The sequence below is a fragment of the Serratia sp. 25CWL12 genome (assembly GCF_055790885.1).
In genome coordinates, this window is sequence record NZ_CM147698.1 from 3,378,748 (window position 1) to 3,404,437 (window position 25,690).

The following is a 25,690-nucleotide window of genomic DNA, read 5'->3' on the forward strand; positions in this document are numbered from 1 at the left end:
CAGCAAAAATAGGCACAACACGCCCCAAACGCAGGGCAAACCAAGCACCAAAGGGAACGGATAAATTCTGCCCCAAGCCGCTTGAATGACGAAACCAAACGCACTTACTTGCCATGCAGGCGCTTGGCATCTATCACATCAGGTAATTGATTGAGCTTGGCCAATACACGCCCCAGCACTTGCTGATTGTAGATTTCAATGTCCATATCGATTGTCGCCAACTGCTTTTTCGTATCGCTACGGCTGGCAACACCCAATACATTAACTTTTTCGTTAGCCAGGATGGTGGTGATATCCCGTAGCAAGCCACTGCGATCATTGGCCAACACCCGCACTACCAGCGAATAACCGCTGGAATAGCTTTCCCCCAGACCGCATCAACAATACGCTCTGGCGCGTGAGACCTGAGCTCGGCCAGTTGATCACAGTCGGAACGGTGGATCGAGATCCCCCGACCCTGAGTGATAAAGCCAACGATGTCATCACCCGGGATCGGTTGACAGCAGCGGGCGATGTGGTGCATCAGATTACCGACGCCTTCAACCACCACGCGCCCGTTATCTTTACTACGAACCCCAGCCCCAGGTGCTTTATGTTGGGTCAACTGCTGCAATGCCTGGCGATCCTGCTCTTCAGCACTGGGTTGGTTAAGCTTATTTTGCAGGAAGTTGATCATCTGATTAAGACGAATATCACCACCGCCGATCCCCGCCAACACTTCATCCAGCGAGTTAACGTTATAACGTGGTATCAACAGCTTTTCAGCTTCCCGCAGGCTGATGCCCAGATGCTCCAGCTCATTGTCCAGCATCTGCCGCCCGGCCAGGATATTTTTATCGCGATCCTGTTTGCGGAACCAGTTGTGGATCTTCGAACGCCCACGGCTGGTGGTAATATAACCCAGGTTCGGGTTCAACCAGTCTCGGCTAGGATTCGGCTGCTTCTGAGTGATCACTTCGACCTGATCGCCCATTTGCAACTGATAGGTAAAGGGCACGATACGACCACCAATTTTGGCACCAATGCAACGGTGGCCGACATCGCTATGGATGTGGTAGGCAAAATCGAGGGGCGTGGAACCGGTGGGAAGATCTATCACGTCACCTTTAGGGGTAAACACATAGACGCGGTCATCAAAAACCTGGCTGCGAACTTCGTCGAGCATTTCGCCAGAATCAGCCATCTCTTCTTGCCAGGCAATCAGTTTACGTAGCCAGGCAATACGCTCTTCATAACCCGAACGTATTGTCGCCACCGCGCCTTCTTTATATTTCCAGTGCGCAGCAACACCCAGTTCAGCATCTTCATGCATTTGACGGGTACGGATCTGGATCTCCAGCGTCCTGCCTCGCGGCCCAAAAACCACAGTATGAATCGACTGATAGCCGTTCGGTTTCGGGTTGGCGACATAATCGTCAAACTCATCTGGCAGGTGACGAAAGTGCGTATGCACAATACCCAATGCGGCATAGCAATCCTGCAAGCGTTCTACCACCACCCGCACGGCACGCACATCGAATAACTCATCGAACGCCAGCGACTTTTTCTGCATCTTGCGCCAGATGCTATAAATGTGTTTCGGGCGGCCATAGATCTCTGCCTTGATCCCTTCCTGATTCATCTCAGTACGCAGTAAAGCGACAAAGTCATCGATATACTGCTCACGATCAATACGGCGTTCATGTAACAGCGTAGCAATACGTTTATATTCGTCAGGATGCAGGTAACGAAAGCAGAAATCTTCCAATTCCCATTTTAATTGACCAATACCGAGACGATTGGCTAATGGCGCATAAATATTGAAACACTCTTTAGCTGCCAGCACCCGCTCATCTTCAGGAGCATCTTTCACTTCGCGCAAGTGAGCGATCCGCTCAGCCAGCTTGATCACCACACAACGGAAATCTTCTACCATCGCCAGCAGCATACGGCGCACGTTGTCGAGCTGTTCTGAGCCCAACGAATCGTTCTGTGTCGCTTTCAGTTGCCGGATGGCATCCATATCACGCACGCCGTGAACCAACGAGGTGATATCAGAACCGAACTCTTCAGTCAGCGTCGCTTCCGGCAAAATACCGGCATCCACCAGCGGGAACAGGAGCGCGGCGCGCATACTGTCGTTATCCATACTGAGGGTGGAGAGGATCTCCACCATTTCCAGACCTCGCCCCAGCAATAACAGCCTATCTCCGTGGCTTTGGGTCTGTTGCTCACAATAATTCCAGGTTGTGGCTAACCGCTCACATGACTGCAGGCTGGGAAGCTTTAAGCTAGCTATCCAATCATCAAGCGCAAACTCCCCCGCCGTATTCAGATGTGCACTTCTTACCGCAACCATAACTATCCCCTACTTTAGCGCTCCTGACGCCTTGATAAACAGCGCCATGGATTCAAGATGCCCCGTATGTGGAAACATGTATCACATCCGCACACGAACCAGATGGTAATCGGCGGCCAGTAACACTTTGCTATCACAAGCCAGTGTCGATGGATTACAGGAAACGTAAACCACACGTTCTGGTGCCAATTTTACAATATGTGACATCACACCGGCAGCGCCAGCGCGGGCAGGATCCAGCATCACCTTATCAAACCCTTGAACTGCCCAAGGTTGCTGTACGACAACCCCCTCCAGATCCTCATGGAAAATGACACATTCATCAGTAAATTCTTATGGGCGTTATATTGCCCATTAGCAACCAGTGTGGCAACACCTTCAACCCCTACCACCGATCACAAAGACGGTTTTACCTTGGTAACGAGCCACCCCTTTGCCAAATGAATCAAGCTCAGTCACCGTTACGGTTAATAATTGTGTTGTTGCTCGGGTCGTCACACGGCGTTTGGAAGAGTAGAATTGAGCCATAGTTGTCGATCGAATGCTGGTTCATTGTTAGGATTAGCTATCTGATTCTCCCAAATTGGAATCCCATGACCAAATACAGCTTACGCGCGCGCATGATGATCCTGATCCTGGCACCGACATTATTGATCGGTTCACTGCTCAGCACCTTCTTTGTTGTGCATCGCAACAACGAGTTGCAGAAGCAGCTTATTGATGCGGGTAGCAGTATTATTGGGCCTCTGGCGGTCGCCAGTGAATACGGCATGACCTACCCCAGTCGAGAATCGGTCAAACAACTGGTTAGCCTGCTGCATCGCCGCCATTCGGATATTGTACGTTCAATTGCCGTCTTTGATGCCCATAACAATCTGTTTGCCACCTCTAATTCCCACTCTAATTACACGCAATTGCAGTTACCGAAAGAAGTCGCCATTCCTTCTGAATTGATGCTGACGCGAAGAGGGGACTCGTTGATTTTGCGCACCCCTATCTTGTCTGAAAATCAATACTCAGATGAAAGTACCAACAACGAAACGCCTCATGATAACAATCTCGGCTATGTGGCCATCGAGATCGATTTACAATCGGTACGTTTGCAACAGTACAAAGAGATTTTCGTTGCAACATTATTACTCTTGTCGTGCATGTGCATCGCCATTTTGTTTGCTTACCGTTTAGTACAGGGCGTGACAGCGCCTATCCGCAATATGGTTAACACCGTTGACCGCATCCGTCGTGGGCAATTGGATAGCCGAGTAGAAGGCTCTATGCTCGGTGAACTGCAGATGCTGAAAAACGGTATCAATTCCATGGCGATGTCGCTGACCGCTTACCATGAAGAGATGCAGCAAAATATTGATCAGGCGACATCCGATCTGCGTGAAACCCTTGAGCAGATGGAGATCCAGAACGTTGAACTGGATTTGGCGAAAAAGCGCGCCCAAGAAGCAGCACGTATCAAATCTGAGTTCCTGGCAAATATGTCCCATGAACTGAGAACCCCACTCAATGGTGTTATCGGTTTTACTCGCCAGATGCTAAAAACCGAACTCAACACCACCCAGACAGATTATTTACAAACCATTGAGCGTTCGGCCAATAACCTGTTGTCTATCATTAATGATGTGTTGGACTTCTCCAAACTGGAGGCCGGTAAGCTGGTACTGGAACATATTCCATTCTCGCTGCGCGAAACCCTAGACGAAGTGGTCGTTTTGCTCGCCCCAAGTGCCCATGAAAAAGGGCTGGAACTGACGCTGGATGTACAAAATGATGTTCCTGAGCAAGTGATTGGTGATGCATTGCGCCTACAGCAGATCGTCACCAATTTGTTGGGTAACGCAGTGAAGTTTACTGAAACCGGCAATATCGATATCCGTGTGGAACAACGTAACCAGTTGGAACGACAGGTAGAATTGGAAATACAGATCCACGATACTGGCATCGGGATTTCCGAACGCCAGCAGTCGCAACTGTTCCAAGCCTTCCGCCAAGCGGATGCCAGTATTTCTCGCCGCCATGGGGGGACTGGGTTAGGTCTGGTGATCACCCAGAAACTGGTGAAAGAGATGGGAGGAGACATCTGTTTTCACAGCCAGTTAAACCGTGGATCCACCTTCTGGTTCCATATTACGCTGGATCTCAATGAAGGCATGTTGTCATTGCCGCCAAGCCTACCCGATCTGCGGGGTAAAACACTGGCCTACATCGAAGCTAACCCTGTTGCAGCACAGGCGACGCTGAATATGTTAAGCGCCACCCATTTGCTGGTGACGCATTCTCCTACACTCAGCCAGTTACCAAGAGATTCCTATGATTTCATGCTGGTAGGTGTCCCCATTCCTTACCGAGAAAATATCACCCATCATCGTGAAAAGTTAGAAGAGGCGTTGACGATTGCCGACCGCGTGATCCTGGCTTTACCGAGCCAATCGCAAATCGACGCCGAGGAGATGAAAAAACTGGGGGCGATTGGCTGCCTAACCAAACCCATCAGTAGCAGCCGTTTGTACCCATTACTACGTCTGGAGCCCCCTCAGCGCTCAAGTACACTGACGACAGAACGTAAGCGCCTACCACTGACCGTCATGGCGGTGGATGATAACCCGGCCAACCTGAAACTGATTGGCACCCTGTTGCAAGAGCAAGTGGAAAAAACGTTCCTGTGCGAAAGCGGGGAGGAAGCTATCGCATTAGCACGTGAGAATGTTCTGGATATGATCCTGATGGATATTCAGATGCCTAACATTGATGGTATCCAAGCCAGCGAGCTGATCCACAAAATGCCGCATCACAACTCGACCCCCATCGTGGCGGTAACGGCCCACGCAGTCAGTGGTGAACGCCAACACCTGTTACAAGCCGGAATGGATGACTATCTGGCAAAACCCATTGATGAAGCCATGCTGACACGAGTGCTTTCACGTTATCTCAACGCCAAAGTCGAACCCGAACCGTTAAAATCCCGTAGCCCATCTGACGCTGCTCTGGCCTTGGATTGGTCATTAGCATTGCGCCAGGCCGCCAATAAAGACGATCTCGCTCGTGACTTGCTGCAAATGTTGATTGAGTTTCTACCACAGGTCAGTGAACGGGTGAAAGGCCTATTGGATGGACAATCAGACGAAGGCATTCTCGATCTGATCCACAAGTTGCACGGTAGTTGCAGTTATAGCGGTGTCCCACGTCTGAAACAGCTCTGTTTCTATCTTGAACAACAGCTACGCCAAGGGGTTGACAGCCACGATCTTGAGCCGGAATGGTTAGAACTGCTGGATGAGATCGAACTGGTGAAAACTGAGGCGAGTTTCCAATTGGGGTCATGATGCAAAAACTGGGGTTATGATGCAAAAAACCAGCCACTGGGGAAAACCAGTGGCTGGGGTATAGAACAGAAAATCTTACTGCATCAACAAATACAGCTTCGTGTCACCACGTTGGATGTTCAGCGCCAATACCGAAGGTTTGCTGTCGATAATTTTGCGCAGCTCACCCAGGTTTTCAACGGCTTGTTGGTTTACCCCGAGGATCAGGTCACCTTTTTTCAGGCCAATGCGTGCTGCAGCACTGCCAGCTTTTACATTGTCTACTTTCACCCCTTTTTCTTTGCCAGAATTGTTACTTAATTCCGCGCCTTCGATACCGGTATAAATATTACTGGAATCAACTTGTGAATGACTCCCCTGCTCCAGCGTCAACTCGATATTCAGTAGTTTACCGTCACGGATAAGGCCTAAGGACATCTTGGTGCCAATCGGCAGACTACCGATCTCAGCTCGGAACGAAGCAAAGCTGGAAATGGCTTTACCATTCATGCTGACAATGACGTCACCGGCTTTAACACCCGCTTTATCAGCAGAAGACTTTGGCACTACCTGGCTGATAAATGCACCGCGCTGAGCATCCACTTTCATCGCCTGAGCCAGATCGGAGTTCAGTTCAGTGCCCATAATACCTAGCTCACCGCGTTTCACCTGGCCGTATTCCACCATTTGCGCCGTCAGGTTTTTCACCATATTGCTGGGAATAGCAAAACCGATACCGATATTACCGCCATCCGGTGCCAGGATCGCGGTATTGATCCCGATCAGTTCGCCATTCAGATTCACCAGTGCCCCACCGGAGTTACCCCGGTTGATTGCCGCATCGGTCTGGATAAAGTTCTCGTAATTTTCGATATTCAAACCACTACGCCCCAGAGCTGACACTATCCCTGAGGTTGCGGTTTCCCCCAAGCCATAAGGATTACCAATCGCGACGGTATAGTCACCCACACGCAATTGCTCAGAATCTGCCATCTTGATGGCGGTCAGATTTTTGGCCTCTTTCAATTGGATCAGCGCGATATCTGAACGAGGATCCTTACCAATCACTTTAGCTTCGAAGCGACGGCCATCACTCAACTGCACCTGAATTTTAGTGGCATTGTCTACCACATGGTTGTTGGTCACCACATAACCTTTAGCGGCATCAATAATGACGCCAGAACCGAGAGACTTGAAGGGTTCTTTGATACCTTGATCATCAGCTCCGCCCTGCCCACCTTGACCACCCGCCCCTTGGCACATGGGTGATGCTTGGAAAGGTGAACCCTCTTGGCAGAATGGCGAATTATCACCAAAGAATTGCTGGAACTGTTGAGGCATTCTCTGTCTATTCACCGTGGTGCTGCCTTCAACATTGATGCTCACCACAGAAGGCATCACTTTTTCCAACATGGGGGCTAAACTGGGTAATTGCTGGGCAGTAGCAGTAGATGCAGCAGCACTTTCTGCTGCAGTCGCGCTGGTCACCACTGGCCCTAAAGCCATACCCACACTGAAAGCCAAGGCGCTTAAAACCAATGCTGTCTTTTTCATCTGTATATCTCTTAAAAGTCGTTTAATTAAATACGGTGGTCTGGATGCTTAGTAAGAGCCTGTAAATAAGCCGAAGTTCCAATACCGTCATCAGCCAATAGTAAACAAATATTCTCCGTCTTTACAAAACTCGAAATATTACTCAGCAGCCATTAAACGACGATATTCATCATAAGCATACAGATCAGTCATACCACTAATATAATCCTGTAATAAACGTGCTCGATAATAATATTCTCTCACTGTCAATTGCTCGGCGGAAAGATGCTGTAAACCGCTAACTGCCTCCACGTAAGCTAATCGATGTTTAGTAGAGAGCTTATGATATAACCGCGTTTCAATAGGGAATGCGCGATGGCTATCTTCGCGTACCAACTGACTAAAATCCGCTTGGGACATCGCCAGCAATGGACTGTAAATATCCAGTAATCCATTGATTACCCGATACCCCTGTAACTCGAGCTGCTCCACCTCTGGGTGATTGAACACCTTCTTAAATGCGACGTTTTTAAAAACCTGAAGCAATTTACAGGCTGGACTGTCATCCTCTAACAGCGCACCGTTAAATCGGCCATGATATACCGCATCCAGATTATCAATAAAACGCTGTGCCGCGTGGGGAACTAACCTGGCCACGGTAAATACCCGTAGGTACATGAAAAACTGGTCTTCCGAACTGCGACGTGCGCCACTAGATTCAATTTTTCCAAACGCGCTAGCAACGGTTTTATCAAACAGATCCCCAGGCGTAATATCTCCCCACTCTTTCACTAAATGTTGATAAAGCTGCTCAACAGTAAATATTTTTTTCTCAACAGCATCTTCCAAGTCGGCCACACAATAAGAAATATCATCAGCGGCCTCCATAATATAGGTCAGTGGGAAACGATCAAATTCGCCCATATTCAATTCACGCCGCAAGCGTTCGACAAAGCTCTCTTCCGCCAGATAAAAACCCGGTTTTTTCATCAGATAATGGTGACTGGCCGGAATTTCATCTGACCAATAGGCGGGGCGAGTATATTTTAAAATGCAGCCCACTTGGGCATAGGTCAAATTCAGTTTCAGCAGTGTATGCACCAAGCGAATTGCCTGCGCATTCCCTTCAAAGTGGCTGAGGTCTTGACGAATACGGCTGCGCAAGCGGTTCAGGTCGCTCTCCCCGGCACGCAGACGCAAAATGTCAACTTGGCAGCGGTCATGGCTACTTGGCTCACTACCGCAATTAGCCGGATCGAGACGCTGGTGGAACCAGTCTTTAATCGCCGATTCACCGAAATGACCAAAGGGAGGGTTGCCGATGTCATGCATCAGACACGCCATCTCGACAATACTTTCAAAAGGATCAAGTAACTTACTCAGGCCCAACGTATCAATACGCTGTTCCTGCTTGAAGCGGTTCAGGATCTCTTTGGCAATATGCCGCCCGACCTGTTGAACCTCCATTGAGTGCGTGAGACGACTACGCACTGCTGCATTACGCTCCAATGGAAATACTTGGGTTTTCTGCTGCAAACGACGGATCGCTGCCGAGTTAACAATACGCCCGCGATCGCTCTCAAACTGTCGGACAATATCATACTCCTCTTCGGCTTCAATTCGTTTGCTGAATGGCCGTTGAAAGCTGATCTTCTGTTTAAAATCGATCACCGACATCTGTTTCCCCTACCGTTGCACATTCCTACTGTGATAACAATTCCCCGCTGCAGATGCAACGTTATTGCCGATTATCTCTCGCTGCGAGCCATGATAAACTATGGCACAATTTCCATACCCTATCAGTGAGAGTGAGTGATGAAAGTAGGCATTATCGGTGCAATGGAGCAAGAAGTGGCATTACTGCGCGAGCAGATTGTTAACCGCCAGACGATTCAACGTGCAGGTTGTGAAATCTATACCGGTCAAATCAATGGTGTTGACGTGGCATTGCTCAAGTCCGGCATTGGTAAAGTCGCTGCGGCATTGGGGACCACCTTACTGCTGGAACACTGCAAACCTGACGTCGTCATCAATACCGGTTCCGCCGGTGGCCTGGCCCCCACACTGAACGTAGGCGATATCGTAGTCTCTGAAGAGGTACGCTATCACGATGTCGATGTGACTGCCTTTGGTTATCAACCCGGTCAAATGGCCTGTTGCCCTGCGGCGTTTATTGCCAACGAGGCGTTGATCGCCCTGGCTGAAAGCTGCATCGAACAACTCGATCTGCATGCCGTGCGGGGTTTGATTTGCAGTGGTGATGCTTTCATTAACGGAGCCGAACCTTTGGCGCGGATCCGTGCACATTTCCCAACTGTTGCCGCTGTTGAGATGGAGGCAGCGGCTATCGCCCATGTCTGCCACTTGTTCTCAACACCGTTTGTCGTGGTACGTGCTATTTCTGATGTTGCTGACCAGCAGTCACATATCAGCTTCGACGAATTCCTGCTGGTAGCAGCCAAACAGTCTTCGCTGATCGTCAATGCCATGCTGCAAACGCTGAGCAAACGTGATTAATGTGAAAGCGCGTTTCTCCATCCTGTTATGCTGGCTGGTTTGCTGGGCAGTGTTACCCATTCATGCTGCTCAGCGTGTTATCAGCCTGGCACCCAGTACCACTGAACTCGCTTATGCGGCGGGCATGGGTGATACCTTGCTGGCTGTCAGTGCCTATTCCGATTACCCCCCAGAAGCCCAAAAACTGGAACAGGTAGCTTCTTGGCAAGGGGTCAATGTGGAACGGGTGTTGGCGTTAAAGCCGGACTTGATCCTGGCATGGCGTGGCAGTACTCCCCAGCGGGTACTGGATCAATTCGCCGCTTTCGGCATCCCTATTTTCTATGCAGATGCAAAAAATATTGATGACATCGCTCACTCGCTAGATGCCCTGGCCCAATACAGCCCTCATCCACAGCTGGCCCATCAAGCAGCACAAGAGATCCGCCAACAAGTCGCAGAACTGAAAGCCCGCTATGCCAATAATCCTTCCCCTCGGGTGTTGTTGCAATTCGGTACCCAGCCATTGTTCACCAGTTCTGCGGCTACACTGCAAAGTCAGGTGCTCTCTTTATGTGGTGCAGAGAATATCTTTGCAGATAGCCGAGTCCCTTGGCCACAAATCAGCCGTGAGCAGGTACTGGTGAGAAAACCACAAGCCATCGTCATTAGCGGTAGCCCACAGCAAATCGCCAATGTGAAAGCTTTTTGGGCCCCACAATTGGCCGTGCCGGTTATCGCGTTAGATGAAGATTGGTTTAGCCGCGCCGGACCACGCATCGTATTGGCGGCGCAATCGTTATGTAGTCAATTGGCGGAGATTCACTGATGATAGGGTATAACCTGATGTTATGGTTAGATATTCTTGGCACTGCGGTGTTCGCTATCTCGGGAGTATTACTGGCCGGTAAGCTGCGGATGGATCCTTTTGGCGTGTTGGTGCTGGGGGTGGTAACGGCCATCGGCGGCGGAACAATCCGTGATATGGCATTAGCTAATGGCCCGGTGTTCTGGGTAAAAGATCCTACCGATCTGATAGTGGCCATGCTCACCTGTGTGTTGACGCTACTACTGGTACGTCAGCCACGCCGATTACCTAAGTGGATCCTGCCAGTACTGGACGCCATCGGCCTGGCCGTGTTTGTCGGCATTGGCGTCAATAAAGCCTTCGATGCGGGTAGTGGGCCATTAGTGGCTGTCTGCATGGGCGTTATCACTGGCGTTGGTGGCGGTATCATCCGCGATGTGCTGGCACGTGAAATTCCAATGATCCTGCGTACAGAAGTCTATGCCACCGCCTGCATTATTGGCGGAACAGTGCACGCCACCACGTTCTATATCCTTGGGATCTCGCTGCAACAGGCGATGATGCTAGGTATGGTGATTACTCTGGGGATCCGCCTGGCAGCAATTCGTTGGCATTTGAAATTACCGGCATTTGTTCTCGAACAGTAGTTATCGAACAGTAGTTATCGAAATAGTCCTGCAGTTACCTGTTGGTCTGCGAACGCCCCCATAGATGACCTACCGGTGTTCATTCAAGCTGCGAAATCGTTGCCTGCAACTTGAATGAACCTGGGGGCAAACCCCTGGGGCGCCACCGTAACCCCAGCATTCGGGTTGTGTTGTAGAGCAAACATAACATCAAATACTGAATGAGGAGCCACAACCACAAGTGGTTTTAGCATTGGGATTAACCACGACAAAGCGGGAACCTTCCAGCCCCTCGGTATAATCCACTGCCCCACCCACCAGATATTGCAGACTCATCGGGTCAACCACCAACTCAACCCCTTGCATTTCAATCGTGGCATCCCCTTCATTGACCTTATCGTCAAAGGTGAAACCATACTGGAATCCACTGCAACCACCACCGGTAATGTAAACCCGCAACTTAAGGTTTGGATTCTCTTCATCAGCAATCAGGTCTTTTACCTTATTTGCTGCTGCCTCAGTAAATTTCAGGGGCAGTGCTGCTTCATCGCTCATACTCTTTACTCCCAACCATGTTCTGCATCAGGGATGCCAAGGATACCTGATCAATATCTTCAATTATCGCTACCTGTCGCCATTCAAGCGTCAAGGTTGTCGGCTACAACTCGATAAACCTGAGTATAATACCTGAGTGTTGCATTCAAGTATTCACTAATTTGTCGCATTCTATCTCGCTGTTTCCCCCAGCTATCGTCCCCCGCCCTTGCCGCCATGATAAGAACAGGGGTTTTATCCTGACGCATAAACAGGCGAACTTTGTCACAACGTCTCAAACGTGGTTTCGTTGTTACTGGAGATTGCAGCGGAAATTCAGACATAATGCGTTATTCATTATCGATGTGAAAAATAGTACCCATACCTAAGCCAACTATTCTATACAATAACCGGGTCAAATCATCCAAATATAAACTCAGGAGCAAGTTGTTTATGAGCCTACACAGTAAGTCCGAAAGTCTGTACGCCCAGGCGCAACAGTTAATCCCAGGTGGAGTTAACTCCCCAGTGCGTGCATTCACCGGTGTAGGTGGTACCCCGCTGTTTATCGCACATGCTGATGGCGCTTATCTGTTTGATGTCGACGGTAAAGCTTATATCGATTATGTCGGTTCCTGGGGGCCAATGGTATTAGGCCACAACCATCCCGCTATCCGTAACGCCGTCATCGAAGCAGCACAACGTGGCTTGAGCTTCGGTGCACCCACGGAAATGGAAGTCAAAATGGCGGAATTGGTCACCAATCTGGTACCAACGATGGATATGGTTCGTATGGTGAACTCTGGCACTGAAGCGACCATGAGCGCCATCCGACTGGCTCGTGGCTATACCCACCGTGACAAAATCATCAAGTTTGAAGGCTGTTACCATGGGCACGCCGACTGCCTGCTGGTAAAAGCGGGATCCGGCGCGTTAACCTTGGGTCAACCCAATTCACCAGGTGTACCTGCAGACTTTGCCAAGCACACCTTAACCTGCACCTATAACGACCTCGATTCTGTACGTCGCGCATTTGAACAATATCCGGCCGAGATTGCCTGTATCATCGTTGAACCAGTCGCTGGCAATATGAACTGTATTCCGCCGTTGCCTGAGTTTCTACCCGGTTTGCGCGCGTTATGTGACCAATATGGTGCACTATTGATTATTGATGAGGTGATGACTGGTTTCCGTGTCGCACTCGCCGGGGCGCAAGCTTACTATGAGGTGGAACCGGACCTGACCTGCCTGGGCAAGATTATTGGTGGGGGAATGCCAGTAGGTGCTTTTGGTGGCCGCCGAGAGGTGATGGAGGCGTTAGCCCCTACAGGGCCGGTGTATCAGGCCGGTACATTGTCGGGTAACCCGATTGCTATGGCCGCTGGTTTCGCCTGCCTGAACGAGGTAGCACAAGTGGGTGTTCACCAGACACTGACCGAATTAACCACCAAGTTGGCAGAAGGCCTGTTGCACGCAGCAAAAGATCAGAATATCCCATTAGTTGTCAATCACGTGGGGGGCATGTTTGGTCTGTTCTTTACCGATGCGCCAAGCGTCACCTGCTATCAGGATGTGATGAAGTGCGATGTCGAGCGCTTTAAACACTTTTTCCACCTGATGCTGGATGAAGGGGTTTATCTGGCCCCCTCAGCCTTTGAAGCCGGGTTTATGTCTATTGCCCATAGTGATGAAGACATCCAGCGCACCATCGATGCTGCTCGCCGTTGTTTCGCCAAACTGTAATCCTCTTACGGGCGCATAGCGCCCGTCATTTCTGCATGCTGACAAGATCTTGTTGCCAATCCTCACAGCAATGCGCCGTAAATTGTCAGCAACGCCACCACAACCACCACAAACAGTGTGACCTTGCGCGCTAACAACACGGCTGCACGCGGTGTCTGTACGGGATCGGTATGAGGTTCGCGCGCCAGTGAAAACTGCGCCAAACGCGTCAATACTTGATACTGTGAAGTGTGACGGTCCCACAACGAAGCAAACCACGCAGGCAATGCCTTTTCACCGTGCCCCAACAAGGCATAAACCACCCCCGCCAGACGTACCGGGATCCAATCCAGGCAATGTAGTAAGGACTCTATCCCCGCCTGAGAACGCTCCAGTGGCGAATGATGGCGGGCCAACCAGGTTTGATAAGCCCGCAGAAATGCATATCCCGCCAAGGCGATTGGCCCATAAGGCCCGCACACCACAAACCAGAACAGCGGTGCCAGATAATAACGGTAGTTAATCCATAACAAGGCATTCTGTAGTTCACGCAGGCGCTCTTCTACGCTCCCATTCACAGGCAAACCATGAATCAGTGACAACTCTTCCGCCATCTGATCACTGGCATGGCTATCTCCTTGCTGCGCAGCCTGCAGATAGGCTCGATAATGTTGACGTATCGCCCCGGCCCCCACACACAACAGGCCAATCGCTATCCACAACAGTAATGAAACGACGCCAAACAGCAGGCCCCGTAACAGCCATAAGATAGCCCATACTAAAGCCATCCAGGCCAAGGTCATCACCAGCGTCCGCAACAAGGAGAAACGATGCTGACGCTGAAACACTACGTCAAGATAGTGATCCAATTGCCAGTGCTCACCCTGTTTAAATAGACGTTCCCACGCCAAAACCAGTAATAGCGTAAATAGCGTCATCAGCTCATCCTCACCTTGTCTCGGTTAAATTCTCATTACTCTGCAAGTTTCGAGCAGAGGATACCTATATTACCCTCTTCACTTAACGCCAACCTGCCACCCAAGTGAACTTGAGTATAATGCTTGCTGTGGTACTTACTCTAACAACAGAGTAGCATGATTCTGAAAAATGAATTTAATAAATTGATATTAAAGGGATTTAACTCAAAAGCATCCAAATTTATGGGGTCAGTTCAATGTCGGGGCTTTTCTTTGGGGATAAAAAAGCAATCCACATATGGCCATGAACTGATAGTCCAAATTGTAATCGCTGGATAGGCGAGCTAATTTGCTACGGGGGATTATCAGTAATGCGGAATGTTAAAGGCCACCAGTCAACAACCCCGGTGGCCTTATCTACGTTTCCGTCACTCTTAATTGCAGAATGCGCGGATCAACTCTAGAAACGCGAGTAACGCTCTTAGAGTGATGATTGCAATATCAATAAATGCTTTCATCCGTTTGCTCCATATTGCAGGAGCACGATATACCGATCATAGCCCTTACACTGCCTGTCCGACCGGTTCCCGTCATGTGTTAGTTGATTGGGATCGCACACCTTCGCCTGGGCTCCGAATCAGCACCACCTGTATTCAGACAGGACTTAAACAATGAACCGAAAATCATTGTCAGCTCAGGGGGGTTACCCTGGCGGCTTATGGAGGCGACACAACTAACAGTGGAGGATTATAAGTGGATTTTTACCATTTCAATCTGTTAACTGGAATGCAAAACCAAAGACGAAAAAAAAACCCAACTGGTGAGGTCGGGTTCTTTTCATTGCTACCACGCGCTATAAGCGGCGCGATCCCAATCAACTAACATATCTAGTTTAATACCTGTGGACAGTAATCACAACCCCGAGACCTAACGCAATAGATACCGGAGAGCTAAATCTGTCCCAATGGGCTTTCCGTGGTTCCATTTTGTCTGGTCAGAATCCTGACGGTACAGCAATCCTTTCTAGATCCTTTACACAATAAATTGCAAACTCGCCGCTTGTTACCTATCAGCCGGAAACCCACGCCCCCCCTAGCTGTTACATCAATCGTCCGTAACCAATATCAAGACCATTAGGCCATAGAAGACCCACGTATTATCCACACCCTGGCAATAGTTAGCACTTTTTAGTGTCACCTTTCCTTTCTAACCTATTGATATTAATGATAACGACCCGCTGGCGCAGGGCCAAAAAACAGAGTAGCATGAGCATTTGCTATCCTTCTGCCGATTTCGGAGTTTTCTATGCCGACACGCCGCTACAGTGCCGACAGCCGTCGTTCCCTGCTTTTTCAACGTATTAACAGCGATATTCCCGCTACCGTCGCCCAGGCATTGCGTGAAGATTTGGGTGGAGTTATCGATGCCGAGCGCGATATCACCGCACAACTGTTACCTGCCGATAAACAGGCCGAAGCCACCGTTATCACCCGTGAAGCGGGCATCTTTTGTGGTCGTCGCTGGCTGGAAGAGGTGTTTGTCCAATTAGGTGGGCAGGTCAATATCATCTGGCTGGTAGAAGATGGCGATCTACTGATCGCCAACCAACCTTTATGCCAATTGACTGGTCCAGCACGAATATTGCTGACCGGCGAACGTACCGCCTTGAACTTTGTACAAACACTTTCTGGTGTCGCAACTACCACGCACCATTATGTAAAACTGTTGCAAGGTACACAAACCCGCCTGTTGGATACGCGGAAAACATTACCGGGCCTGCGCAGCGCACTGAAATATGCGGTGTTATGTGGTGGGGGCAACAATCATCGGTTGGGTCTCTCGGATGCTTTTCTGATCAAGGAAAACCACATTATCGCCTGTGGCTCAATTAAGAATGCAATAGAACAAGCCTTCTCGCTGCACGCAGATGTTCCGGTGGAAGTAGAAGTGGAATCGTTGGACGAACTTCAACAGGCGCTGCATGCCGGGGCTGATATCGTTATGCTGGACAATTTCAGCATTGAAATGATGCGTGAAGCAGTCGCGCTAGCACAAGGGCGTATACAACTGGAAATTTCTGGCAACGTCACAGAAAAAACATTGCGCCTGTTCGCCGAAACCGGTGTGGATTACATATCCGTGGGCGCATTAACCAAACATGTTACCGCACTTGATCTCTCGATGAGATTTAAATAATTTCCGGCTTCTTCAACGCTCATCATGACTCTAGTTCATTGAAAGTTAGGATAATATTGACATCTCGTTGTACAGCAAGGGTGCCTCTTTAGGTGAGGTCCAGAAATGGGCCTCGTAATCTAACCCCCGGCAACTGGCATAGCTCAGACTTAACTGGCTCAGCGATAACCTAAAGAGCACCTGGGCTGGTTTCTGGGTTGTGAAACACCGCGCATTCTTTTTCAACAATCGGTAATACCACCTTATTGTGCTGGATAGGCTGCGCATAATAACCATTCCCCTCTCGCTACCTATCAATTACCGTTTTAACGTTGTCCTCCAATAACTACGGAGGACACAACTGATGGAAAAACAACAGGGTTTTACACTCATCGAACTTATGGTGGTGATCGCCATTATCGCCATACTCAGTGCAATTGGCATTCCAGCCTATCAGCGTTATATCCAGAAAGCGGCCATGACAGACATGCTGCAGACTATGGCGCCCTATAAAATGGCCGTCGAATTATGCGCTCTTGAAGGTGGCGGCCTGACCGGGTGCGATGAAGGCAAGAAGGGGATCCCTACCGGAACTGCATCACGTTATATCAGCCGTATTCAGGTGCAACAGGGGGTAATTAATCTCGTTGGCTCTCAGAGTTTGCAAGGGCTGACGGCCACACTGACCCCAACTGTCACTTCAACCGGCTCACTACAATGGACACGCCAATGCAACAGTGAAAACAGCAATTTGCTGGAGGCGTGTCAGGAAGTTCTGCGCTTTGATAATACCCGTGAATGAGGGCTGAGTTATGGAAATCAATAGCGAAATCCACGCGTTATGCCAGCATTATCAGGCCTTGGCACTCAGTGAAGATGAACAGAAACTGACTGTCGCCCTGCATGGTGAGATCCCCTCCGCGCTGGTGCAGGCTCTACGCTTCGCTACCGGTAAAAACATTGAAATTGAACAATGGCCCCTCGCCCGACTGGAGCAGACACAACACGCATGGCCCGCCAATTCCCCGCTACCACTGCCGGAACACAGTGGGGAACCAGCCGCCTCACTTAATGACACCAGTGAGACACCAGCCATACAATTTATTAATCAAACTCTACGTAGTGCAATACAGCGACGTGCCTCTGATGTGCATTTTGAACCCTACCCGCAAGCATTTCGCGTCAGGTTGAGAATCGATGGTGTTTTACAGGTTATTGCTTCAGCGCCCATCCTATTGGCAGCACAGGTTATCGCCAGATTGAAGGTGATGGGGCAACTGGATATAGCAGAACGCCGTCTGCCACAAGATGGCCAACTTAATGTACAACTGGACAACAGTAGCTTTTCAATGCGTATCTCCACCTTGCCAACACTACATGGCGAAAAAGTGGTGTTGAGGATCTTGCAAACAGACCGCCAGGAATTACCTCTCGAACAGCTCGGTATGAGTCAGGAAGCCCTTGGCTTTTTTGCCCATGCCCTGTCCCATCCGCAAGGGATGATCCTGGTAACTGGCCCCACTGGCAGCGGTAAAACCGTGACACTCTATAGCGCCCTACGCCAATTAAATGACACGCAGAGTAATTTGTGCAGTGTGGAGGACCCCATTGAAATCCCGGTATTTGGCATCAACCAGACACAAGTCAACAGCAAAACCGATCTCGATTTCGCGCGTGTATTGCGAGCGTTGTTACGGCAGGACCCTGATGTCATCATGATCGGCGAAATCCGTGACCAAGAAACCGCCGAAATCGCCGTAAAAGCCGCACAAACAGGGCATTTAGTTCTCTCAACCCTCCATACTAATTCTACTTGTGAAACCTTGACGCGCCTGACCCAAATGGGGATACCGGGTTATCTACTGGCTGCCAGCTTGAAGCTGGTGATTGCCCAACGCTTGGTGCGCCGCTTATGCTCACATTGTCGCCATCCGCAAACCGATAGTATCCATTTCCCGGCAACGATCAGATCCGCTCCTCTTATTCCTTGGTGTGCTACCGGTTGCGAACACTGTTTTGGCGGATATTACGGCCGTATTGGTATCTATGAGTTACTCAATATCACGCCAGAAGTGCAAAATGCCCTGATGCACAATGCCTCGGTAATACAACTAGCGGAGATCGCCCAGCAACAAGGGCAAATCACACTACTGCAAGCTGGCCTGGCACTGGTTGAGCAGGGCATCACCTCACTGGAAGAAATATATCGCGTAGTTGGCGTACTCACCTCCCCAGAGAGCGCAGCATGACTGGGCGACGTCTCTATCGTTGGCAAGCGATTGACAGCCATGGGGTAATACAACACGGCGAATTTATGGCTACCGGAAAGCACCAAGTGTATCAGCAACTGCTGGCACAAAATCTGCAGCCATACCAAGTCAGTGCGGGCCAGCGAGTTCCTGCCAAACAATGGCATGGCGAACCGATGATCCAGTTTACCCGCCAATTGGCAACCTTGTTACAAGCAGGGTTGCCGTTGGTTAATAGTCTGCGCTTGTTAGCTGTGGAGCATCAATCTGCAGCCTGGCGCTGTCTGCTAACAGAAATAAGCGATAAAGTGGCGGCCGGACAACCTTTATCTACCGTCCTCGCAGAGCAGCACAATATTTTCCCCTTAATCTATCACCAACTTATCGCTATCGGTGAAATGACCGGAAACCTGGATCATTGTTGCCTGCAACTGGCAAAACAGCAGGAAATTCAGCAAAAATTGCACAAAAAAGTCCTGAAAGCGCTGCGTTATCCACTGTTTATCTGCTTGATTGCCCTGCTGGTCAGCATCCTGATGCTGGTTATGGTGCTACCAGAATTCGCTAAAGTGTACCAATCCTTTGATGCTCCCCTTCCCTGGTTTACTCAAGGGTTACTGTCACTCTCTGATTTATTGGTTGATGTCGGGCCTTATCTACTCAGTATGCTGGTGGGGATCATCGGGTTTTATCTGCGCCGACTACATCCATTGACACAGTGGCAGCGGCGGGAACAAGCGCTTTTATTACGTGTTCCATTGATTTCATCCTTGATCAAGGGGAACTACCTGAGCCAGATATTTCATATTCTGGCAATGACACAACAAGCAGGGCTAACCCTGATTGCTGGTCTGAATGCTGCTATGTTGTCAGTAAACAATATATTCTACCGCCAAGCACTGGAATCTATTGAACAACAACTCAGTCAGGGGACGCCTTTTCATCGAGCACTCGCGCAACAACCGTTATTCCCTTCTTTATGCCAGCAGTTAGTTCGTGTAGGTGAAGAATCCGGTACGTTAGATACCCTGCTAGGCAAACTGGCGCTTTGGCATGAACAGCAAACCCATGAACTCGCCGATACACTAGCTCAAACACTGGAACCCATGCTGCTGATGATAGTCGGCGGGATTGTCGGGACCCTGGTTATCGCCATGTATTTACCGATCTTCCAGCTAGGAAATGTTTTAGGGTAATAACCAGTCCCCCCACGCCAGGCAATAAATTTATGATGAGATGATAGCTCCGCAAACGATTAATAAACATGCTACAGCCAGCTCTTTACCACCTTAATAAAACAAGAATTCTTGATTCCAATCGCCAAGATAAATATACCCACCCGCTTAGGTGATTTGTTCCAAAAACCGTCTTTCTTCACAATAATTCACTCCCCATGAAAAAACCAATCATGCAGATTTAAGTCTGATTGAAATAATAAATTCAGAACATTAAACCATGAAAGTGAAGATTTAAGATAAAGATAGATGAAAGTGAATAAAAAACACCCCATGATGCGTGGGTTACTTTCAATAAAAAGAAACACTAGGATAAGCGCAGAAATCAGGTCACTGTTACCGAAAGATATCTCAACACTTTTTTTAAACTGATTATTTTTAAATGCACATTTTCCAATGGGGATACCTCTATGGAATCCCCATTGGAAAACACGTTATTAGCTTGGCTTTTGGTTAATAAAAGATGTGTTTTAGCTCACTTGGCGTGGAGATGTTTAGTATGGGAAACCATACTAACTTCAGGAATAAAATATCCTCTATAGTATAAGGAAATGTTGTAAATGAAACTGTCTAAAATTGCATTAGCTACTGGCATCTTGACCCTCTCATTAACTGCACTGACCGCTCAAGCAGCCGATCAGGGTTCAGGAACCGTACAGTTTAAAGGTACCGTTATCGATGCGCCTTGCGGTATTACCTCTGATTCTGCCGATCAAGTCGTTGATTTTGGTCAACTGAACTTGGCAAACCTGAAAGCGGGTGGTGTTTCTCCCACCAAAAACTTCAAGATAGAATTGATTAACTGCGATATCACCAGCTTCGTTCAGGGTGGAAAAAATGGCACAGTAACAGTCAGTTTTACCGGTGGAACAGTACAGGGTAAACCAGCTATGTTGGGTACAACTGGCGGTACGGGTGTGGGTATTGTGTTGACCTCTCAACAATCCGGTGCCGAGATCTCCTTTGATGGTTCCGCCAGTGCACCGATGGTTCTGCAGGATAACTCAAACCAATTCACTTTTGGCGCAGTGGCCAAAGCGGCTGATGTTGCAACTGTAACCGCTGGTGAGTTCAATGCAACGGCTAACTTCAGCTTGGCGTATCAATAACCCCTCAAAATTATTATGAAATTTATATAATAAAGCGGGTAATATAGCTAGCTATCTCAAGGTGTAACGAGTTACGCGCTCCATGGAGGGAGCGAATAATACTTTCTTCAACTTGAAAGGGATAGATATAGGCCTACTTATATAACTATTGGCTAATCCATGCATTTAAAAACAACATTAGTATTAATCAGTTTTTGCTTGTATGGCGGTTCAAACATCGCAGCGACGGATATCCCGCTCACCAATACAGCGAGTCCGTTTATTGATGTAACAAGCAAAAATAAATTTGCCATTGGTCGGGCTACTTTTTCAGGAGTTGTTATTGCATCTGCCTGTAATCTGGCGATGGATGATAATTATCAGACCATTGATATGGGGGTCACCCCTATAAGTGAATTGCAAAGTATACCTTCACTACCAGAGAAAGTACTAAAGCTGAGAATGACCGGTTGTGAGTTAGGGAAAGATGACTATACAGGCCACTTAATCGAAATTCTCTTTGAATGGGAAAGAGTAGATATTACTAACAGTAGCGATGCCGCCACTGGCATTGACCTCAAGATACAGGATAGTAGAGGAAGTTGGGCTTCTTCTGGTATCCCATTACCGCCTCAAGTATTAGGTAAAAATGAAAAGGAGTTGGATTATAAAGTGTACTTAACTAACAGTGAAAATATTGTACATAGCGGACATTATAATTTTGCATTGAAATTCAAAGTAAATTATCAATAAATATTTATATTCGCTTGCTTTATATTCCAAGTTGCATTCAGCCAAGGGCAAGAATTGCCAAGAAATACCGTGGGCGATGGAGTCGCCATAAGCAATGATATGAATATAGTCATTTAAAGCCATGACTTTTAAGAAATCATAAAAAACCGCATCAAAGATCAAGACTCCTATAGCTCACTTTACAATCAACACCCGTCGGTTATTGGTTAGTTAAAATGATAAAAATAAATTCTTTCATCAGAAACATTACGGTTTTTATGTTTTTTTTATCATCTCAGGATAGCGCCTATGCCATTGAGTTTAATACCGATGTACTGGATACGGGCGATAGGGAAAACATTGATTTTTCGAGGTTTTCTCAAAAGGGCTATGTTCTTCCGGGAACCTATCCGCTGCAGATACAACTAAACAAACAAGCAATAACCCCCGGTAGCGTCTCGATAGAGTTTATTGAGAGAGATAAAAATGGTGAAGAAAGTGAGAATTCTGAAAAAGAACCCACGACTGTGTTACCTCAGCCCTGTCTTTCTGCTGAAATTGTAGAAAAAATGGGATTAACAGAGGTGGCATTAAAAAAGGTGACCTACTGGCATCAAGGGCAATGTGCCGATTTTAGTGCGCTAAAAGGCTTTGAGTTAAGTACCAATATGGCAGATAGTCTATTATTGGTGAATATGCCACAAATATGGTTGGAATATTCTGACCAGTCTTGGTTACCTCCTTCTCGTTGGGAAGAGGGTATCCCAGCCTTACTGTTTGATTATAATATCAATGCCGATAGCACTAAAAATAAATCCGAAGCAAACAGAGAAAATGTAAGCTATAACGGTACAACTGGCGCAAATATTGGACCATGGCGTTTACGAGCTGATTACCTCGGTAATTACAGTAGTAATTACCGAGGTAATCAAGGTGTGGGTAACCAAAACACCTTTGATTGGAGTCGTTATTATGCCTATCGCTCATTGCCGCAATTACGCGCCATGTTAATGCTGGGAGAAAACTATCTTAGCTCAGATATTTTCAGTAGCTGGTTGTATACCGGAGCAAGCCTGACCAGCGATGACCGGATGCTCCCCCCTAAACTACGTGGCTATGCTCCACAAGTATCAGGAATTGCGGACACCAATGCCCGTGTGATTATTTCACAACAGGGAAGAGTGCTTTATGACAGTACCGTACCTGCGGGGCCATTTACCATTCAAGATCTGGACAGTTCTGTGCGGGGTCGGCTGGATGTTGAGATACTAGAACAAACGGGACAGAAGAAAACCTTTACTGTTGATACTGCCTATGTTCCTTACCTCACACGTCCAGGCCAGGTGCGCTATAAACTCTTTGGTGGGCGCTCCCGCGTGAATAATCACGAACTTGAGGGACCGGCATTTCTCAGTGGTGAAGCTTCCTGGGGGATAAGCAACAGTTGGTCCCTGTACGGGGGAGGGATAGAAGCAGGGGAATATCATGCTATCGCGCTCGGGCTTGGGCGTGACATGAACCTATTGGGCACATTATCTGCAGATGTCACACAATCTCTGGCTAACTTACCTGAGCATGGTAATAAACAAGGGAAATCATGGCGGTTTAGTTACTCCAAATTCTTTGATCAGGCGAATACCGATATCACCTTTGCTGGCTATCGTTTTTCTGAAAAAGGTTATCTGACGATGCAACAGTATCTGGATAATCGTTACCGTGATAACAGTTTCGGGCAAGAGAAAGAACAGTATACGATCACGTTAAATAAAAATTTTGAATCCTTGCAGACTTCGGTCAACCTGCAATACAGCTATCAAACCTTTTGGGATCAAGGGATTTCTAACTATTATGCATTAAATGTTAACCGCTATTTTGATATCTTTGGCTTTAAGAACGTTTCATTGGGGATGTCTGCATCACGTACCAAATATCAGACTGCCAATAATAACGCCCTATTCTTTCGATTATCAATGCCACTTGGTAGTGGGTATATTAGCTATAATGGCAGCAAAAACAATGACCGCTATACACAAACGGTAGGATATAGCTCAACCGTTAATGGGGGGCTGGATAGCTATAATGTTAATGCCGGGGTTAATTCCGGTGGTGAACAAAATACTCAGTCACAGTTTAGTGGCTATTACACTCATAGCAGTCCGTTAGTCAGCGTCGCAGGTAATATGACCTATGTCGAAGACAACTATGTCGCGGCCGGTATTAATCTCACCGGTGGGGCAACAGTCACCACTAAAGGTGCCGCACTGCACAGTGGTGGTATCAATGGTGGAACCCGGCTCTTGGTCGATACTGATGGTATCGCGGGTGTACCCATTGATGGAAGCCGAGTTAAAACTAACCGTTGGGGAATCGGCGTAGTCAGCAACATCAGTAGTTACCAACGTAACCTGACCTCAGTAGATTTGGACAAGCTACCCGATAATATGGAAGCCAAACGAACGACAGTAGAATCAGTACTAACTGAAGGTGCGGTGGGCTACAGGAAATTTGAGGTGTTAAAGGGGATACGCCTGTTTGCTGTATTGCGGCTTTCAGATAATAGTTATCCGCCATTTGGTGCCAGTGTCAACAATAGTGCAGGCAGCGAACTAGGCATTGTCAGCGAAGATGGCCTAGCTTGGTTGAGTGGCATCGCCGCTGGCGAAACACTGAACGTATCTTGGGATAATAAACAGAAATGTCAGATAACTATTCCTAACGACGTCGTTGAAGGAAAACAACTGTTACTACCCTGCCGGGATATTATCACTATGCCAGCAGAGTAATGGAAAGAGGAGACTTTATCACTAGTCCCTGTTTGCATCAAAATTAATCTCTATTTTGCAAGACTGAATCTTTATGTGGAGTTTTTATGTCAAAAGTATCAAGTATCACTAGCATTCTATTAATCATAGCTGGGGGGATCGCGCTAGGGCCTGCAGCCAATGCGGCAATTTCATTGGATCGTACACGGGTCGTTTTTGATGGTGGAGAAAAATCCGTTTCAGTCAACATATCTAATGATAATAGCCAGTTACCCTATCTGGCTCAAACATGGTTGGAAGATGAAAAACAAGTTAAAATAACAACTGGTCCATTGCTGGTAACACCGCCGGTACAACGCCTTGAACCGCAAGAAAAAGCAGCAATCAGGGTTATCTCGACACCAGAGATCAGTCAATTACCTCAAGACAGGGAGTCACTGTTTTATTTTAACCTGCGTGAAATTCCACCAAAAAGTGAAAAGGCGAACGTGCTACAAATAGCACTACAGACCAAGATAAAATTATTCTATCGGCCAAAGTCCATTATGACTGCACCAAATACTGTCTGGCAGGATCAGTTAGTATTAAATAAAGTGGCTGATGGATACCGTATTGAAAACCCAACACCTTACTACATTACAGTCATTGGCATGGGTAACAGTAAAAAAGAGGCTGACGAGGGTGAGTTTCAGTCAGTCATGTTAGCCCCAAAGTCTAATATGAATGTAAAATCAGGCAGTTACTCCAACCCGCATCTAACTTATATTGATGACTACGGTGGCCGCCCAGTTTTAAAATTCAGCTGTAGTGCTGCACGTTGTACCGTGCTTAAAGGGTAATGTTATCCTTTAACAGGTTGTTAACTAATGGATATTAGCGGATTGATACAAAAAAAGAAGTTTTCATATTATATCAGCTGATATTAAAAGCATTGAAATAGTTGTAATAAAAGCAAAGTAGATAACCATCAAAGGTAGAGGGGGATTTACGTTATTACAACATAAAAACAGCTACTACTGTTTGCTCAAGTTGCTATTGGTTAGCAACCAAAATAAAAATCAGTCAGGAGGTAGACCACCAAGGGCTGCTCTGAAATCTGAATAAAATAAGTGCGCGAGGTATTTATGCAATATAGTGCAAGGGTAATAAAATTTATCATGGCTG

At 47.8% G+C, this 25,690-nt stretch carries 18 protein-coding genes and 3 pseudogenes; 13 read left to right on the forward strand and 8 right to left on the reverse strand.

Features of this window, described 5'->3' with window-relative positions:
* Positions 1-104: 104 nt before the first annotated feature.
* The 4 genes and pseudogenes from relA to ACX9GV_RS14590 form a co-directional block, all read right to left on the reverse strand.
* Positions 105-2,338, reverse strand: a pseudogene (gene relA / locus ACX9GV_RS14575) (GTP diphosphokinase).
* Positions 2,339-2,347: 9 nt separating this feature from the next.
* A pseudogene (locus ACX9GV_RS14580) lies at positions 2,348-2,416 on the reverse strand (23S rRNA methyltransferase); the annotation flags it as partial.
* A 3-nt stretch (positions 2,417-2,419) separates the two neighbouring features.
* A pseudogene (gene rumA, locus ACX9GV_RS14585) lies at positions 2,420-2,730 on the reverse strand (23S rRNA (uracil(1939)-C(5))-methyltransferase RlmD); the annotation flags it as partial.
* Complete coding sequence (locus ACX9GV_RS14590; protein ID WP_160165622.1) at positions 2,717-2,866, reverse strand: TRAM domain-containing protein; 150 nt, start codon at positions 2,864-2,866, stop codon at positions 2,717-2,719. The gene ACX9GV_RS14590 and the pseudogene rumA, both read right to left, overlap by 14 nt.
* A gap of 65 nt (positions 2,867-2,931) precedes the next feature.
* Between ACX9GV_RS14590 and barA the strand changes: the two genes are divergently transcribed.
* A complete protein-coding gene (gene barA / locus ACX9GV_RS14595) occupies positions 2,932-5,670 on the forward strand; it encodes a two-component sensor histidine kinase BarA (protein WP_473196002.1) in 2,739 nt (912 codons plus the stop codon).
* Positions 5,671-5,745: 75 nt separating this feature from the next.
* On the opposite strand, the gene degP is transcribed toward barA, so the two are convergent.
* Positions 5,746-7,203 carry a serine endoprotease DegP gene (gene degP, locus ACX9GV_RS14600; protein WP_473196003.1) on the reverse strand — a complete coding sequence of 486 codons (1,458 nt, stop codon included), beginning with the start codon at positions 7,201-7,203 and terminating at the stop codon, positions 5,746-5,748.
* Positions 7,204-7,341: 138 nt separating this feature from the next.
* Positions 7,342-8,859: a dGTPase gene (dgt, locus tag ACX9GV_RS14605; RefSeq protein ID WP_037385919.1), complete on the reverse strand. Its 1,518-nt coding sequence runs from the start codon at positions 8,857-8,859 to the stop codon at positions 7,342-7,344.
* A gap of 138 nt (positions 8,860-8,997) precedes the next feature.
* Here dgt and mtnN point away from each other — a divergent pair, with 138 nt between their 5' ends.
* Genes mtnN through ACX9GV_RS14620 form a run of 3 tightly spaced genes read left to right on the forward strand, consistent with a single transcriptional unit; the run spans position 8,998 to position 11,133 of the window.
* A complete protein-coding gene (gene mtnN, locus ACX9GV_RS14610; protein ID WP_473196004.1) occupies positions 8,998-9,699 on the forward strand; it encodes a 5'-methylthioadenosine/S-adenosylhomocysteine nucleosidase in 702 nt (233 codons plus the stop codon).
* Between the two features lies 1 nt (position 9,700).
* Positions 9,701-10,507 (forward strand): vitamin B12 ABC transporter substrate-binding protein BtuF, encoded by an 807-nt coding sequence (btuF, locus tag ACX9GV_RS14615; RefSeq protein WP_473198043.1) that lies wholly within the window; start codon positions 9,701-9,703, stop codon positions 10,505-10,507.
* Positions 10,507-11,133 carry a TRIC cation channel family protein gene (locus ACX9GV_RS14620; RefSeq protein ID WP_473196005.1) on the forward strand — a complete coding sequence of 209 codons (627 nt, stop codon included), beginning with the start codon at positions 10,507-10,509 and terminating at the stop codon, positions 11,131-11,133. Before btuF ends, ACX9GV_RS14620 begins: the two co-directional genes overlap by 1 nt.
* Positions 11,134-11,322: 189 nt before the next feature.
* Here ACX9GV_RS14620 and erpA read toward each other — a convergent pair whose 3' ends face one another.
* Positions 11,323-11,667 carry an iron-sulfur cluster insertion protein ErpA gene (erpA, locus tag ACX9GV_RS14625; protein ID WP_023489847.1) on the reverse strand — a complete coding sequence of 115 codons (345 nt, stop codon included), beginning with the start codon at positions 11,665-11,667 and terminating at the stop codon, positions 11,323-11,325.
* Positions 11,668-12,099: 432 nt separating this feature from the next.
* Between erpA and hemL the strand changes: the two genes are divergently transcribed.
* Positions 12,100-13,389, forward strand: a complete 1,290-nt coding sequence (gene hemL, locus ACX9GV_RS14630) for a glutamate-1-semialdehyde 2,1-aminomutase (protein ID WP_023489848.1) — start codon at positions 12,100-12,102, stop codon at positions 13,387-13,389.
* 62 nt (positions 13,390-13,451) lie between these two features.
* Here hemL and ampE read toward each other — a convergent pair whose 3' ends face one another.
* Positions 13,452-14,306: a beta-lactamase regulator AmpE gene (gene ampE / locus ACX9GV_RS14635; RefSeq protein WP_023489849.1), complete on the reverse strand. Its 855-nt coding sequence runs from the start codon at positions 14,304-14,306 to the stop codon at positions 13,452-13,454.
* A gap of 1,284 nt (positions 14,307-15,590) precedes the next feature.
* Between ampE and nadC the strand changes: the two genes are divergently transcribed.
* The 8 genes from nadC to ACX9GV_RS14675 all read left to right on the forward strand — a co-directional run bounded on the left by nadC (position 15,591) and on the right by ACX9GV_RS14675 (position 25,365).
* Positions 15,591-16,481, forward strand: coding sequence for a carboxylating nicotinate-nucleotide diphosphorylase (nadC, locus tag ACX9GV_RS14640; RefSeq protein ID WP_473196006.1), 891 nt, complete (start codon positions 15,591-15,593; stop codon positions 16,479-16,481).
* Positions 16,482-16,824: 343 nt separating this feature from the next.
* Positions 16,825-17,262, forward strand: coding sequence for a prepilin peptidase-dependent pilin (ppdD, locus tag ACX9GV_RS14645; protein ID WP_473196007.1), 438 nt, complete (start codon positions 16,825-16,827; stop codon positions 17,260-17,262).
* Between the two features lie 10 nt (positions 17,263-17,272).
* Positions 17,273-18,709: a type II secretion system protein GspE gene (gene gspE, locus ACX9GV_RS14650; protein WP_473196008.1), complete on the forward strand. Its 1,437-nt coding sequence runs from the start codon at positions 17,273-17,275 to the stop codon at positions 18,707-18,709.
* The gene (gene hofC / locus ACX9GV_RS14655) at positions 18,706-19,905 is read left to right on the forward strand and encodes a protein transport protein HofC (RefSeq protein WP_473196009.1); all 1,200 of its coding nucleotides are present in this window, start codon (positions 18,706-18,708) and stop codon (positions 19,903-19,905) included. The genes gspE and hofC overlap by 4 nt, the downstream gene beginning before the upstream one ends.
* 599 nt (positions 19,906-20,504) lie before the next feature.
* Positions 20,505-21,053: a fimbrial protein gene (locus ACX9GV_RS14660; protein WP_023489854.1), complete on the forward strand. Its 549-nt coding sequence runs from the start codon at positions 20,505-20,507 to the stop codon at positions 21,051-21,053.
* Positions 21,054-21,212: 159 nt separating this feature from the next.
* Positions 21,213-21,785 carry a fimbrial protein gene (locus ACX9GV_RS14665; RefSeq protein WP_051791247.1) on the forward strand — a complete coding sequence of 191 codons (573 nt, stop codon included), beginning with the start codon at positions 21,213-21,215 and terminating at the stop codon, positions 21,783-21,785.
* A gap of 215 nt (positions 21,786-22,000) precedes the next feature.
* Positions 22,001-24,547, forward strand: coding sequence for a fimbria/pilus outer membrane usher protein (locus ACX9GV_RS14670; RefSeq protein WP_473196010.1), 2,547 nt, complete (start codon positions 22,001-22,003; stop codon positions 24,545-24,547).
* Positions 24,548-24,633: 86 nt separating this feature from the next.
* On the forward strand, positions 24,634-25,365 hold the full coding sequence (locus tag ACX9GV_RS14675; protein ID WP_473196011.1) for a fimbria/pilus periplasmic chaperone: 732 nt from the start codon (positions 24,634-24,636) through the stop codon (positions 25,363-25,365).
* Positions 25,366-25,690: the final 325 nt, after the last annotated feature.

Bases quoted from the DNA above. Each gene is read 5' to 3' on its own strand.
- nadC (WP_473196006.1), top strand. From the start codon at position 15,591: ATGCCGACACGCCGCTACAGTGCCGACAGCCGTCGTTCCCTGCTTTTT.
- ACX9GV_RS14590 (WP_160165622.1), bottom strand. From the start codon at position 2,866: ATGGCTCAATTCTACTCTTCCAAACGCCGTGTGACGACCCGAGCAACA.
- hofC (WP_473196009.1), top strand. From the start codon at position 18,706: ATGACTGGGCGACGTCTCTATCGTTGGCAAGCGATTGACAGCCATGGG.
- hemL (WP_023489848.1), top strand. From the start codon at position 12,100: ATGAGCCTACACAGTAAGTCCGAAAGTCTGTACGCCCAGGCGCAACAG.
- ACX9GV_RS14660 (WP_023489854.1), top strand. From the start codon at position 20,505: ATGAAACTGTCTAAAATTGCATTAGCTACTGGCATCTTGACCCTCTCA.
- dgt (WP_037385919.1), bottom strand. From the start codon at position 8,859: ATGTCGGTGATCGATTTTAAACAGAAGATCAGCTTTCAACGGCCATTC.
- ACX9GV_RS14665 (WP_051791247.1), top strand. From the start codon at position 21,213: ATGCATTTAAAAACAACATTAGTATTAATCAGTTTTTGCTTGTATGGC.
- ppdD (WP_473196007.1), top strand. From the start codon at position 16,825: ATGGAAAAACAACAGGGTTTTACACTCATCGAACTTATGGTGGTGATC.
- ACX9GV_RS14675 (WP_473196011.1), top strand. From the start codon at position 24,634: ATGTCAAAAGTATCAAGTATCACTAGCATTCTATTAATCATAGCTGGG.
- gspE (WP_473196008.1), top strand. From the start codon at position 17,273: ATGGAAATCAATAGCGAAATCCACGCGTTATGCCAGCATTATCAGGCC.
- degP (WP_473196003.1), bottom strand. From the start codon at position 7,203: ATGAAAAAGACAGCATTGGTTTTAAGCGCCTTGGCTTTCAGTGTGGGT.
- barA (WP_473196002.1), top strand. From the start codon at position 2,932: ATGACCAAATACAGCTTACGCGCGCGCATGATGATCCTGATCCTGGCA.
- ACX9GV_RS14620 (WP_473196005.1), top strand. From the start codon at position 10,507: ATGATAGGGTATAACCTGATGTTATGGTTAGATATTCTTGGCACTGCG.
- ampE (WP_023489849.1), bottom strand. From the start codon at position 14,306: ATGACGCTATTTACGCTATTACTGGTTTTGGCGTGGGAACGTCTATTT.
- ACX9GV_RS14670 (WP_473196010.1), top strand. From the start codon at position 22,001: ATGATAAAAATAAATTCTTTCATCAGAAACATTACGGTTTTTATGTTT.
- mtnN (WP_473196004.1), top strand. From the start codon at position 8,998: ATGAAAGTAGGCATTATCGGTGCAATGGAGCAAGAAGTGGCATTACTG.
- erpA (WP_023489847.1), bottom strand. From the start codon at position 11,667: ATGAGCGATGAAGCAGCACTGCCCCTGAAATTTACTGAGGCAGCAGCA.